The sequence below is a fragment of the Limnohabitans sp. TS-CS-82 genome (assembly GCF_002943475.1).
Genome location: NZ_PTQX01000022.1, coordinates 22893 through 36122 on the forward strand (window position 1 = coordinate 22893; position 13230 = coordinate 36122).

Annotated in this window: 13 protein-coding genes; 11 read left to right on the forward strand and 2 right to left on the reverse strand. The window is 59.0% G+C overall.

Going from position 1 to position 13230, the window contains the following annotated elements:
* Positions 1-101: 101 nt before the first annotated feature.
* Positions 102-2846: a response regulator gene (locus C5F52_RS27880; RefSeq protein WP_104801640.1), complete on the forward strand. Its 2745-nt coding sequence runs from the start codon at positions 102-104 to the stop codon at positions 2844-2846.
* Between the two features lie 44 nt (positions 2847-2890).
* Positions 2891-4264, forward strand: a complete 1374-nt coding sequence (gene radA / locus C5F52_RS27885; protein WP_104801641.1) for a DNA repair protein RadA — start codon at positions 2891-2893, stop codon at positions 4262-4264.
* A 23-nt stretch (positions 4265-4287) separates the two neighbouring features.
* Here the strand turns inward: radA and C5F52_RS27890 are convergent, their stop codons facing one another.
* On the reverse strand, positions 4288-5640 hold the full coding sequence (locus C5F52_RS27890) for a DUF5666 domain-containing protein (protein WP_104801642.1): 1353 nt from the start codon (positions 5638-5640) through the stop codon (positions 4288-4290).
* Between the two features lie 131 nt (positions 5641-5771).
* On the opposite strand from C5F52_RS27890, the gene C5F52_RS27895 reads away from it, so the two are divergent.
* The 9 genes from C5F52_RS27895 (at position 5772) to waaF (ending at position 11965) form a co-directional block, all read left to right on the forward strand.
* Positions 5772-6152: a DUF1924 domain-containing protein gene (locus C5F52_RS27895; RefSeq protein ID WP_104801643.1), complete on the forward strand. Its 381-nt coding sequence runs from the start codon at positions 5772-5774 to the stop codon at positions 6150-6152.
* Positions 6153-6163: 11 nt separating this feature from the next.
* A complete protein-coding gene (locus tag C5F52_RS27900) occupies positions 6164-6634 on the forward strand; it encodes a diheme cytochrome c (protein ID WP_236658037.1) in 471 nt (156 codons plus the stop codon).
* Entirely contained in the window at positions 6631-7179 is a 549-nt protein-coding gene (locus C5F52_RS27905) for a cytochrome b/b6 domain-containing protein (RefSeq protein WP_104801645.1), read from the forward strand. Before C5F52_RS27900 ends, C5F52_RS27905 begins: the two co-directional genes overlap by 4 nt.
* A complete protein-coding gene (locus tag C5F52_RS27910; RefSeq protein WP_104801646.1) occupies positions 7154-7822 on the forward strand; it encodes a winged helix-turn-helix domain-containing protein in 669 nt (222 codons plus the stop codon). The genes C5F52_RS27905 and C5F52_RS27910 overlap by 26 nt, the downstream gene beginning before the upstream one ends.
* Before the next feature lie 5 nt (positions 7823-7827).
* Positions 7828-9171: an ATP-binding protein gene (locus C5F52_RS27915; protein WP_104801647.1), complete on the forward strand. Its 1344-nt coding sequence runs from the start codon at positions 7828-7830 to the stop codon at positions 9169-9171.
* A gap of 33 nt (positions 9172-9204) precedes the next feature.
* A complete protein-coding gene (locus tag C5F52_RS27920; RefSeq protein WP_104801648.1) occupies positions 9205-9636 on the forward strand; it encodes a glycerate kinase in 432 nt (143 codons plus the stop codon).
* An 86-nt stretch (positions 9637-9722) separates the two neighbouring features.
* Complete coding sequence (locus tag C5F52_RS27925) at positions 9723-10664, forward strand: branched-chain amino acid transaminase (protein ID WP_104801649.1); 942 nt, start codon at positions 9723-9725, stop codon at positions 10662-10664.
* A gap of 31 nt (positions 10665-10695) precedes the next feature.
* The gene (locus tag C5F52_RS27930) at positions 10696-10899 is read left to right on the forward strand and encodes a zinc-finger domain-containing protein (RefSeq protein ID WP_104801650.1); all 204 of its coding nucleotides are present in this window, start codon (positions 10696-10698) and stop codon (positions 10897-10899) included.
* A complete protein-coding gene (waaF, locus tag C5F52_RS27935; RefSeq protein WP_255416409.1) occupies positions 10883-11965 on the forward strand; it encodes a lipopolysaccharide heptosyltransferase II in 1083 nt (360 codons plus the stop codon). The genes C5F52_RS27930 and waaF overlap by 17 nt, the downstream gene beginning before the upstream one ends.
* 27 nt (positions 11966-11992) lie before the next feature.
* Here the strand turns inward: waaF and C5F52_RS27940 are convergent, their stop codons facing one another.
* Positions 11993-13228, reverse strand: a complete 1236-nt coding sequence (locus C5F52_RS27940; RefSeq protein WP_104801652.1) for a HAMP domain-containing sensor histidine kinase — start codon at positions 13226-13228, stop codon at positions 11993-11995.
* Positions 13229-13230: the final 2 nt, after the last annotated feature.

Genomic DNA, 13230 nt, shown 5'->3' on the forward strand with positions numbered 1-13230 from the left:
ATTCATATATTTAGTAAAAAGGTTTACCATATCGTTCTTTTTGACGTTTTGGATACGCCACCTTTCGGTGCATGGGCTTTGCCGCGTAGACCGCCCCTCCCATGAAAAATTTGAGTATCAAGCTGCAGTTGTCACTGACCGCCCTGGCCATGGGGTTTGTGCTCTTGCTGGCGCAATTGGGGCTGCAGTTCTACGTGCTGCGCAGTGACATTGTTCAACGCATTGAAAAGCATGAGTTCGCGCAATTGTCCAAATATGCCGCGCACTTGGACGACAAACTGCAAGAAAGCATGGGCATGCTGTCGACGGTCGCGTTGAATGCACCCGTGAAAGACATGGGTGATCTGGCGAAGTTAGAGGGCTTTTTGCAGCGCGAGCATGCCTTGCTCACGGTGTTTGACGACCTGTATATCTTTGACGCCAACGGCGTGTTGCAGGTCGATTGGCCCATGAAGCCGGGACGTCGCACGTTGGATATGTCGTCGCGCGATTACATCAAGGGTGTGATTGATACCCGCGAAGCCGTGATCTCAAGCCCTATTCTGGGCAAAGCGACCAAACAACCGATTGTGGTTGTGGCCGCCCCCATCTTTGACCAAAACAACCAGCTGGTGGGCATCATGGGCGGGGTGTTGAATCTGTTCAAAGCCAATCTGCTGGGCGCTATTGCCAATCAGAAAAATGGCCAAAACGGGTATTTCTACTTGGTGACGAAAGACCGTGTTCGCATTTCGCATCCTGATCCGAGTTTGATTTTGAAGGTCATTCCCCCAGCCAGCGCCAACCGACCGCTTGAAAACGCGTTAGCTGGTTTTGAGGGGACGCAAGAGGGTGTGACGGCGCGCGGGCTGAAGGGGCTGTTCACTTTCAAACAGCTTGAAACCACGGGCTGGATCATGGCGTCGGTCATCCCATCCGCTGAAGCGTTTGCCCCGATTACTGATCTGTACCAAAAAATGGCCTTGGTCACCGTGTTGCTGATGATGACCCTCGCGCCTTTGATGTGGGGCTTTATTTCTCGGTTAATTTGGCCTTTGGGACAACTCGCCAACGCCATGCTGGACACAGCGACACGCATGAAGGCGGGCCAAGTGGTAGCGCCCATTCCGGAGGTGGGGGGCAAAGAAATCAAGACGGTGGTGCTGGCTTTTAATGAATTTGTGGATGCCCGAATTCATGCCGAAAGCGAGCTGCTGCTGGCCCGCGATGCCGCGCAAGCGGCCAACACGTCTAAGGGCCATTTCTTGGCCAACATGAGCCATGAAATTCGCACGCCCATGAACGGCATCTTGGGCATGACCGAGCTGTGTTTGCAGACCCAAATGACGGTCGAACAACGCAGCTACTTAGAAATGGTGTCGTTGTCGGCTAACTCCTTGCTGGCAGTGATCAACGACATTTTGGATTTCTCCAAGATCGAGGCGCAAAAACTTCATTTAGACCCGCATGAGTTTTCGTTGCATGCCTTGCTGCGTCAGGCCACGCGCACCTTGTCGTTGCGGGCCACCGAAAAAGAGTTGGAGCTGGTGTGCGATTTGGCACCCGATGTGCCCGACCAAGTGGTGGGCGATCCTTTGCGCTTGCAACAAGTGCTGACCAATTTGCTGGGCAACGCCATCAAGTTCACGGCCAAGGGCGAAATCATGCTCAAGGTGGCTTGCATGAAAAACCCACCGAACGACGAGGGCGTTTTGTTGGCGATTCAGATCAAAGACACGGGCATCGGTATTCCCGATGACAAACAAGCCCTGATTTTTGACGTGTTCACCCAAGCCGATTCGAGCACGGCACGTCGTTTTGGTGGCTCAGGCTTGGGCTTGGCCATCAGTCGCAATTTGGTGCAACTCATGGGCGGCGATATTTCGGTGACCAGCAAGTTGGGGCAGGGCAGCAACTTCAGCTTCGACATTCAATTGCAAGGTGTGAGAAGTTCACAGACACCGCAAGCTCAGGTGCCTGCGCGTTTGGCCGGACAGACGGTTTTGGTGGTCGATGACAACGCCAGCAGCCGTTTGGTGTTGACCAAACGATTGACGTGTGCGGGCATGCATGCCGTCGCTTGCGACAGCGCGTCCCAGGCTTTGCACAGCCCGCAACTGGCCCAAGCGCGGTTTGTGATGGTGGATGTGAACATGCCCGACATTGATGGCTATGCGTTTGCCGCCCAATTGCGCCAGACGCGAACGGCGGAGCAGTTGCAGATCATCATGTTGGGGGCTTTGAGCGAGCAGCTGGGACAAGACGAACTAGATCGTTTGGACATCCAAGGCTTTTTGGTCAAGCCGGTGGATTCGCAAGAGTTGGTGGCGGTGTTGAGTCAGTCCAACGAATTGCCCAGCGTGACTGAGGCGACGCCTGCGCTGACGTCGGCAGGTGCGCCCGATGAGTCTGGGCAGATGGACACCAAGCGCGTTTTGCTGGCAGAAGACACGCCGATCAACCAAACCTTGCAAACCATTTTGCTCAACCGCATGGGCTACGAAGTCACCATTGCCAACAACGGTTTGGAGGCGGTTGAGGCCTTTCGAGGCGGTGAGTTTGATTTGATTTTGATGGACATTCAGATGCCAGAAATGGGTGGCTTGGAGGCCGCGCAGATCATTCGTGATGTGGAGACGGAACGTCAGATACCCCGCACAGCCATCATTGCCGTGACGGCGAATGCGCTCAAAGGCGACCGCGAACATTACATGGCGTCGGGCGTCGATGGCTATGTGTCCAAGCCCATTTCGTTTGACGCGCTCAGACTGGAAATTCAAGGCGTCATGACGCCTGAGCCCAATGCCAAGCCCGTGCCTCAGGCCTCGGCCTTGGATCTGGTTTCTGAGGGGAACAGCGGCGCCTAAGGGAGAGGGGAAAAGTTGTGGCAATCAGGCACACTTGAGCCCCTATGGCCAAAGAAAAAACACATTACATCTGCACCGAATGCGGCGGCACCAGCCCCAAATGGCTGGGTAAATGCCCGAGTTGCAACGCTTGGAACACCTTGGTCGAGAGCGTGGTGGACGCCACCGGCCCCACCAAAAACCGCTACGCAGGCATGGCGGCCCTCGCGCCCAGTGCCGAAGTGGCCACGCTGTCGGACATTGAAGCAGCCGAAGTGCCACGCACGCCCACGGGTCAAGAAGAGTTAGACCGCGTGCTGGGCGGCGGCATGGTTGAAGGGGGTGTGGTGCTGATCGGTGGCGACCCCGGCATTGGCAAATCCACCTTGTTGTTGCAGGCGATGGACGGTTTGCAGCGCAGCGGCATGCGCACCTTGTATGTGACGGGCGAAGAGTCGGCCGCGCAAGTGGCACTGCGTTCGCGTCGCTTGGGGCTGGACCACAGCCAAGTGCAGGTGCTGGCCGAAACCTTGCTCGAAAAAGTGCTGGCCACGGTGGACAAACTGCAACCCTCCATCGTGGTGATGGACTCCATCCAAACCGTGTATTCCGACCAACTCACCAGCGCACCGGGCTCTGTGGCGCAGGTGCGCGAATGCGCGGCCCACCTCACGCGCATGGCCAAGTCCACCGGCACAGCGGTGGTGTTGGTGGGCCACGTCACCAAAGAAGGCGCGTTGGCGGGGCCGCGTGTGTTAGAGCACATGGTCGACACCGTGCTGTACTTTGAAGGCGACACGCATTCCACTTACCGACTGGTGCGCGCCATCAAAAACCGCTTTGGTGCCGTCAACGAAATTGGCGTGTTTGCCATGACCGAAAAAGGCCTGAAGGGCGTGACCAACCCCAGCGCCATCTTTTTGAGCCAACATTCCGAGCCCGTGCCCGGCAGCTGCGTGCTGGTGACGCTTGAAGGCACGCGCCCGATGCTGGTCGAAATTCAAGCGCTGGTGGACAGTGGTGGCCCGTCGCCCCGTCGTTTGAGCGTGGGCTTGGACCGCGACCGTTTGGCCATGTTGTTGGCCGTGTTGCACCGTCACGCAGGCGTGGCGTGCATGGACCAAGACGTGTTTGTGAATGCCGTGGGCGGTGTGCGCATCAGTGAGCCGGCCGCTGACTTGGCCGTGCTGCTGGCCATCCAAAGCAGCTTGCGCGGCAAGCCGCTGCCCCAAGGCTTCATCGCCTTTGGTGAAGTGGGCTTGGCGGGCGAGGTGCGGCCTGCACCGCGCGGGCAAGAGCGCTTGAAAGAGGCCGCCAAGCTGGGCTTCACCGTGGCCTTGATCCCCAAAGCCAACGCGCCCAAAAAACCGATTGAGGGCATGACCGTGCATGCCGTGGAGCGCGTGGATGAGGCCATCAACTTGGTGCGCGGTCTTTAACGTTCTCGCAATCGCGATCGCGATCAGTCGTCGTCCCCATGGCCGGCGCCGTAGCGACGGTCTTTGGATTCGATCTTGATGACTTTGAACGTGTTGCCCGTCAAGTAGCCTTTGGCTTCTACATAGCCGTTGGTGATGGCTTGATGTTCATCCCAACGTGCAGTCGACATGTCAGCGCTGTAAGTGATGGCGCCGCGTGTGAGCGTGCAACCCACATTCACAGCAGAGCAACTGAGTGCGCCATACATTTCAAAACTGCGAGAGACTTGAAGCTCTGTGGGCGTGCTGAGGGTGGACAGGCTGCGGTGGTGCAAACCGTCCGAATCGTTGTCGTTCCAATCGTCTGAATAGCCATTGGCTTGGCTGCCCTCAAATTCAATTTTTGTTGCGTTCAATACACCGTTGGTCAGCGTGCCCTTGGCTTCTACGTAGGTGCCGTTGATGATGCTGGCGCACAGGGCTGCGCTGGTGGCTTGCACTTGAATGCCTTGCACTTTCAGTGTGCAACCGGTGACGTTGCCGCCGTTAGAAATTAAGGATTTTTCCGACACTGCACCGTATAACTCATTGCGTTCGTTGTGGACGCGGGTGGTGCCACTGTAGTTGCTGGCATAGCTGGTGTAAGTGCTGGCCGTCCCGCTGCGAATTTGCAGGCTGCTGACGGTGTAAGCGTTGGCCGTGCTGCTGGTGGCGGCCTTCACAACAATCACAGACCCAGTTGCTAATCCGAGGGGAGGGGTGATGCTCGCGTAGTTCACCGTAATGGGCACGGCTGCAGTGCCTAGCACCAACGTTTTGGCGGTGTTGTCCATGCTTTGCACGGTGCCGACGATTTGCACATTCGTTGCGCCAGTTTCGACCTCAACCAAGGTGGCTAAGAATGAACCATCCGCTTGCGGCAAACCGTAAACCTCCACAGCTTGGTTGTTCAGCGCAGCCAAGCTGGTCAACGCACCGGTGGTGTCCAGCAAGATGGTGGACGTGTCGGTGGTGATGGGCATGCCTGCCACGGTCAGCGCTGAGCCTGCGTAACTCGCCACGCCTTGGATGCCGCTTTGCACCCAGATTTTTCCTGCAATAGGACGCAGGGTCACGCTGTCGATGCCATTTTGTTCAACGCTCACCGTCATGCCAATGCGCAGTGGGGTGGTGATGGCTGTGCTGTCATCGTCTGCATCTAACACCTGCGAGCCCACAGTTTCGTAACGCACGCCATTCACGATGATGGAGCCCAGTCCGCTGATGGTGCCGGCGCTGAGCGCGGCTGTATTGGGTGTGATGCTGGCGCTTGTGCCGCCGCCCCCACAGGCTGACAACAGACCTGTTGCAGCCATGAGCCATGCAAGTAATTTGGGTTTAAAGATGACATGTGACATACGAGCTCCATTCATAAAGGATGGTGAAAGTGTGGCTGCCTCACATTAAGACAGCCTTAAGACAAAGCGAAGCAGTCTTAAGAAAACCCTAAGACGCGCTCACTAGCATCGGTTTTGAAAGGCACAAACCCATGCTTCACAAGTTCTTCGCGCTCTTGCTCTTTGCATCGCTCCACGCGATGGCCGCCACACCTGCCGAGTTGCTGGCGGGCTACACCGCCCAAGCCGGCCAGCCAGCCAATGCTGCCAAAGGTGAGTCGTTGTTCAAAGCCAGCCACGGCCAAGAGTGGGAGTGCACCAGTTGTCACGGCAAAGCGCCCATGTCGGGTGGGCGTCATGCCAGCACCGACAAGGCGATTGAGCCCCTCGCGCCTGCGGCCAACGCCAAACGTTTCACCGACAGCGCCAAATCCGAAAAGTGGTTTCGCCGCAATTGCAAAGATGTGCTGGCGCGTGAGTGCACGGCGGCTGAAAAAGCCGATGTGTTGGCGTGGCTCATTTCTTTACGCTGATGGGAGTTCATATGCATTCACGTTTCACACCCCTCATACGCTGTGCGGTCGCCGCCAGCTTGTGGGTGGCTGTACCCGTCTGGGCCGACAGCTATAAAGGCCCCACACCGCCTGCGGTGTACACCCAAGAGTGCGGCGGCTGCCACTTGGCCTTCTCACCTAACTTGTTGCCCAAGGCGTCGTGGCAACGCGTGATGAATGGGCTGGACAAACATTACGGCAGTGATGCCTCGTTAGACGCCGCCACACAAAAGCAAATCAACACCTGGCTACAAACCTACGGTGGGCAAGGCAAACGCGCCCGCGAAGAACCGCCGCAAGACCGCATCACCCGCTCAGCTTGGTTCGAGCGCAAGCACCGCGAGGTGAGTGCAGCCACGTTCAAACGTGTGTCCATCAAAAGCCCCGCTAACTGCACGGCATGCCACCGCGATGCCGCGCAAGGCGACTTTGAAGAAGACCGCGTGAGGATTCCAAAATGAAGCCCGTGGTCGACTTGGGCACGCGCATGGCGCACGCCAGCATGGCGTTGGCGTTTTTGATTTCGTATGTCACGTCTGAGTCAGAGTATTGGCGTTTGGTGCATGTGTACAGCGGCTACAGCTTGGCAGCTGTGTTGGCATTTCGTTGGGTGTGGGGTTGGGTAGGGCCGGCTTCGGCACGCTGGGGTCTGCTATTGCGACGCGTGGCGATGTGGCGCGTGTGGCTGAACAAACTCAAACAGGGCGAATGGCTGAGTCGCAACTTTTGGGTGGGTGCTAGCAGTTGGGTATTGAGCGTTGCGGTGCTGTGCATCTATGCGTTTTGTGCGGTGGCCATCGCCAGCGGGTGGGCTACCTACAATGAACTGTTAGGCGATGGTTGGTTGAACGATGCCCTGCAAGAATTGCACGAAGGCTTGGGCAACGCGGCCATGGCTGTGGTGTGCGTGCATGTGGGGTTGGTGGTGATGTTGCGCGTGTGGCGCGGCCCACAAGCCCTGCGACCTATGTGGCGAGGTTATGCGAATACTTCTGGCCGAAGATGATGAGCTGCTAGGCAGCGGGCTGCGTGCGGGCTTAGACCAGCGCGGCTTCCAAGTCGATTGGGTGCGCGATGGCATAGCTGCCGAGCGCGAGTTGCTCAGCGCACAACACCAAGCCGCTGTGCTGGACATCGGCTTGCCGCGCCAAGACGGTTTGGCGGTCTTAAAGACCGTGCGTGCGCGCGGCATCGACACACCTGTGTTGGTGTTGACGGCACGCGATGCCGTGGCCCAACGCATCGAGGGCCTCAACCTCGGCGCCGACGACTACGTGGTCAAACCTGTGGACTTGGACGAGCTTGCTGCCCGCCTGCATGCTCTGGTGCGCCGCGCCCATGGCAAAACACAAACGCTGCTGCAAGTGCGTGAGGTGATCATGGACTCCAGCGCGCGGCAAGTCACCCGCGCGGGCGAAGCCATCAGCCTTTCCACCCGCGAATTTGATTTGCTGCAAGCTTTGTTGCTCAACGCAGGTCGCGTCCTCTCGCGCGAGCAACTGGAGCAGCATCTGTACCGGTGGGGCCACGAGGTTGAGAGCAACACCATTGAAGTTCACATTCACCACCTGCGTCGCAAGATGGGCGCTGGCTTGATCGACACCGTGCGCGGTGTGGGTTACATCGTGATGCCAACATCAACCGTTTGAGCACCATGCCCCCCAAATTTTCATTACAACAACGCCTACTCACACGCACCTTGGGCGCGGTATTGGTGGTCTGGGTCATCACCGCTGCGTATGTGTGGTTTGAAGCCCAACACGAAGTAGATGAGCTGCTAGACGCCCACTTGGCCCAATCGGCCGCTTTGCTGGTGGTGCAACAAAACGCCACGCCCGACGATGACGAGCCCTTGCTCGAAGCGCCTACGCTGCACAAATACGCACACCGCGTGGCCTACCAAGTGTTTGACGAAGACCGTTTGGTCATGCATTCGCCCAATGTGGCGCACACACCTATGGCGAAGCACACGCAAGGCTTTGACACCCTGACTTTGGCCGATGGCCAATCGTGGCGCATCTTTGCGGCACCGGGCCGCGCTCGCGATGTGCAAATTTATGTGGCCGAGCGAGTAGACAGCCGTGACGAAATTTTGCGGGCGGTGCTGCGCGGCTTTTTGCCGCCGCTCACTGTTGCGCTGCCTCTTTTGTTGTTGGGTTTGTGGTGGAACGTGCGCTCAGGCCTGCAGCCTTTGCAGCGCTTGCGCCAAGCGCTGTTGAAGCGCGACACCCAAACCCTCACGCCCGTCAGCCTGCCCGACACGCCGCAAGAGGTGCAGCCCATGTTGGATGCGCTCAACGATTTGCTGCAACGCTTGGCTCAGCGCATGGAAACCGAGCGGCGCTTCACCGCCGATGCCGCGCACGAGCTGCGCACACCCATTGCCGCCATTCGCGCCCAAGCTCAAGTGGCGCTCACATCGGCCAGCAACGATCAAGTTCGCCAACACGCCTTGCAAGACACCCTGCTGGGCTGTGACCGTGCCTCCCGCGTGGTTGAGCAGCTGCTCACCTTGGCGCGTGTGGACGGTCCGCAAGATGTGGCTTCTGAGCCGTTTCGTTTGGACCAGTTGGCACAACACATCTTGGCCGACCTTGCCCCCGAGGCCCTGCGGCGCGGCCAAACTTTAGAGCTGCTGGCGCCTGATGCCTTGCAAGTCAACGGTCAAAGCACTTTGTGGCACATCTTGCTGCGCAACCTCGTTGACAACGCCTTGCGTTACAGCCCCGATGGCGCTGTGGTGCGTATCCAAATCGAGCGCATGACGAGGGGTCAAGTGACGGTGACAGTTCAAGACAGTGGGCCAGGCCTCTCCCCCGCAGACACCGCACGCTTGGGCGAGCGATTTTTCCGCGTGTTGGGTACCGTCGCCACCGGAAGTGGCTTGGGCTGGTCCATCGTGCGCCACATCGCGGCCCTGCAGCACATCGATGTGCAAGTGGGTCGATCGGCTGACTTGGGCGGCTTGCAGGTGACCTTGCGTTACCCACACCGCTGAAGATCGTGTGCAGAGCCTGAGACAATAAGGCCCATGAACTTTCAAAGATATTTGGTGCCCATTGGCGCCGTGGGCCTGACCGCTTGGGCGTGGCAAAGCTGGGGTTGGATGGGCGTCATCATGGTCTTCACCGGCGGCGTCATGTGGCTGCTGATGTATTTCACCCGTTTGGTGCAAATCTTGAAGCGCGCCAACAACCGCCCGATTGGCTTTGTGGACAGCGCGGTCATGCTCAACGCCAAGCTCAAACCGGGCATGAGCCTCATGCACATCGTGGCGATGACGCGCGCTCTGGGGCAGCCAGAGACCGAAAAAGATGCGCAACCCGAAATTTTCAGCTGGCGCGATGGCAGCCAATCGGTGGTGCGCTGCACCTTGGTGAGTGGCAAGCTGCAAAGCTGGACGCTGGATCGCCCGTTCCAAGCCGAAGACGTGGAACCCACCACCGTGTCCGCCAACGATTGACCGTCAGCCAAACCCCTTGGCTGGCTCGCTAAAATGTGTCGATCAGCCAAATTGGCGACCTAACTTACAAGTCCAAAGGAAACCCCATGAGCGTCGTGATTCCCTCTTCCATGTCTGACCGTGACGGCAAAATCTGGATGGACGGCCAGATGGTCGATTGGCGCGACGCCAAGATCCATGTGCTGAGCCACACCCTGCACTACGGTTGCGGCGCTTTTGAAGGCGTGCGCGCTTACAAAACCGAGCAAGGCACCGCCATCTTCCGCCTGCAAGAGCACACCGACCGCCTGTTCAACAGCGCCAAGATCTTGCGCATGGCGATCCCCTTCACCAAAGACCAAGTCAACCAAGCGCAACGCGATGTGGTGCGTGAGAACAAGCTGGAAAGCGGCTACATCCGCCCCTTGACTTGGATTGGCGACAAGAAATTGGGCGTTTCGCCCAAAGGCAACACCATCCACTTGATGGTCGCGGCTTGGACTTGGGGTGCCTACCTCGGCGAAGAAGGCATGAAGCGCGGCATCCGCGTGAAGACCTCTAGCTACACACGCCACCACGTCAACATCACCATGACGCAAGCCAAAGCGGTGAGCAACTACACCAATTCCATCTTGGCCAACATGGAAGTGACCGACGAGGGTTACGACGAAGCCCTGTTGCTCGACACCTCGGGCTTTGTGTCCGAAGGCGCTGGCGAAAACATCTTTGTCGTCAAAGACGGTGTGATCTACACCCCCGACTTGTCGGCTGGCGCTTTAAACGGCATCACCCGCAACACGGTGTTCCACATCGCCAAAGATTTGGGCCTGGAGATCGTGCAAAAGCGCATCACCCGCGACGAAATCTACATCGCCGATGAAGCCTTCTTCACCGGCACCGCCGCTGAAGTGACGCCTATCCGCGAACTCGACCGCATCCAGTTGGGCGAAGGCAGCCGTGGCCCGATCACCGAGAAAATCCAAGCCGCGTTCTTTGACATCGTCAACGGCCGCAACCCCAAGTACGCCCACTGGTTGACCTTGGTTTAAGCCGCGGATTGAAATTTTTCAGGATCAGACAATGAGCCAACCCATTGAACTCTTGGCCAGCGACCTCAACGGTCAAGGCGGCGTGTTTTGCCCCAGCCCCAAAGCCGACATGAAGCTCTGGAACAGCCACCCCAAGGTCTACTTGGATGTGGCCTCAACCGGTGAAGCCAAGTGCCCGTATTGCGGCACCGTGTACAAACTCAAAGCCGGCGAACACGTTGGCGGGCACCATTAAAAAAGCACTGGCCAAAAACGCCCTGATCATCGCCCCCCAATGGATTGGGGATGCCGTGATGACAGAGCCTTTGCTGCGCCGCTTGGCAGCGCGCGGTGAGCGCCTCACCGTCGCCGCTTTGCCTTGGATTGCACCGGTCTACCGCGCCATGCCCGGTGTGGCGGAAGTGATTGAGATGCCGTTCCAACACGGCGGCTTGCAGCTCAAGGGCCGCTGGAAGTTGGCTCGCCAACTGCGCGGTCGCTTTGAGGCGGCCTATGTGTGCCCCAACTCGCTCAAAAGCGCGCTGATTCCTTGGTTAGCCCGCATCCCCAAGCGCATGGGCTACACCGGCGAAATGCGCTTTGGTTTGTTGACCGACCGGCTGGACAACCCCCAACTTGAAGAGCGCCCGCCCATGGTGGAGTGGTATGCCGCGCTGAGCTTGGTCGGCCAGACCCATGCGCAGCCCGAGCAGCCCATGCAGCTGACCGGCGATTTGCGCCCCGTCCTCAAAATGCCACCGCAGTTGATGGACCAAGCGCTGGAGGAGCTGAGCCGCATCCCCAGCTTGCCGGTGTTGGCGCGCAACAGCTATGTGGTGTTTGCGCCAGGTGCCGAGTACGGTCCTGCCAAGCGCTGGCCCGCCAAGCACTTTGCCGAATTGGCCCTCAAAATTGACCGTCCCGTGTTGGTGTTGGGCTCCGCCAAAGAGCACGACATCGCCGAAGAAATCACCCGCATCGCCAACGCGCAGCAGCCCGGTCATTGCCACAACTTGGCAGGCAACACCAACTTGGTACAGGCCTTTGCCTTGATCGCCAATGCGCACCGCGTGGTCAGCAACGACTCCGGTTTGATGCATGTGGCTGCCGCCTTCGGCGTGCCGCAAGTGGCGGTGTATGGCTCGTCCAGCCCAGAACACACCCCGCCGTTGAACGACCGTGCCCGCGTGGTGTGGCTGCGCGTGGACGCGAACTATCAGCCGCCGTTGGCCTGTGCGCCTTGCTACGAGCGCACCTGCCCGTTAGGCCACATGCGCTGCTTGGAAGACGTGTCCGCCGAGCGCGTTTACAAACTGCTCTGAGCTTGCGCCAACCGATGTGCCAATGCTTTAAGCCGGCAGCATCACCACAAAGTTAGCGCCGCCACCTGCACGGTCTTCGCAGTGAACCTCACCACCATGGCGTTGCACGATAGAGCGCACCAGCGCCAAGCCTAAGCCCACGCCACCCTCGCGTTCGCTGGCGCCGGGCAGGCGGTAAAACGGTTCAAAAATGCGTTCGCGCAAATCCACCGGCACACCGGGGCCACGGTCGGCCACGTTCAGTCGCAGCCAAGCTTGGCCGTCACGGGTGACATGTGCGAGCCCCACCTGAATGTCTGAGGTGCCGTAGCGCCGCGCGTTTTCGAGCAAATTGCGCAGCATGCGGCGCAGCAGCTTGGCCACGCCCGGCACGCTCAGACATTGGGGGTTGTCGCCCAAATCCAGCGAGGCGTTGAAGCGGGCGCACTCTTCGCTGGCCAAGCCGGTGAGGTCGACCTGTTCGATGGTGCCCACGTCCACCTCTTTGGCGTCAAGGCGGCTGGCCAACAAAATTTCGTCAATCAATTGGTCGAGCTCGCCCACGCTGCGCGAGATTTCGGCCTTCATGGCGGGCGAGGGCGTGTCGCCCATCAACTCCAAGCCCATGCGGATGCGTGTCAGTGGTGAGCGCAACTCGTGCGAGGCATTGGCCAGCAACGATTTGTGCGAGGTCACCAGTTGCTCCACGTGCGCCGCTGCATGGTTGAAGCGTTGGGCGAGGTAACTCACTTCGTCGTTGCCCTCTTCGGCCACGCGCGCTGACAAGTTGCCCGTGCCCCATTGCTCCACGCCTTTTTGCAAATGTTCCAAGCGCCGCGTGAGTCGTCGCACGATGGGGTAGGTGCCCAGCGCCACCGCCAGGCCCACGAGCCCGAGGGTCCAGAAAAAGCCGTAGGGCGGACGGCTCCAAAAGCTGCGCGGTGGACGCGGCAAATGGATGTGCATCAACTCGCCGTTGTGCATGTGCACCATGAATTCTGGGCCTGTGCCAAAGTGCCCTGGCGGGTGCGGCATGCCGGGCGGCGGTAGTGGTGGCGCTTCGATGGGCAAACCATCGTGTGGGCGCAGTCGCGCTTGGCCTCTACCCACCATGTCGCCTGCTACGTTGCGCACCACCACCTCTCGCAAAGGAGGTTCGGCGGTCATGCGCATGATCCAACCGGCCAGCAGCGTGAGCGTGGCCACGGCCAACACCACAGCGAGCCAAAGGCGGACGTACAAAGGCAGGCGTAGCGCACGGCTGTTCGTGGAAGAAAAGGGCATGG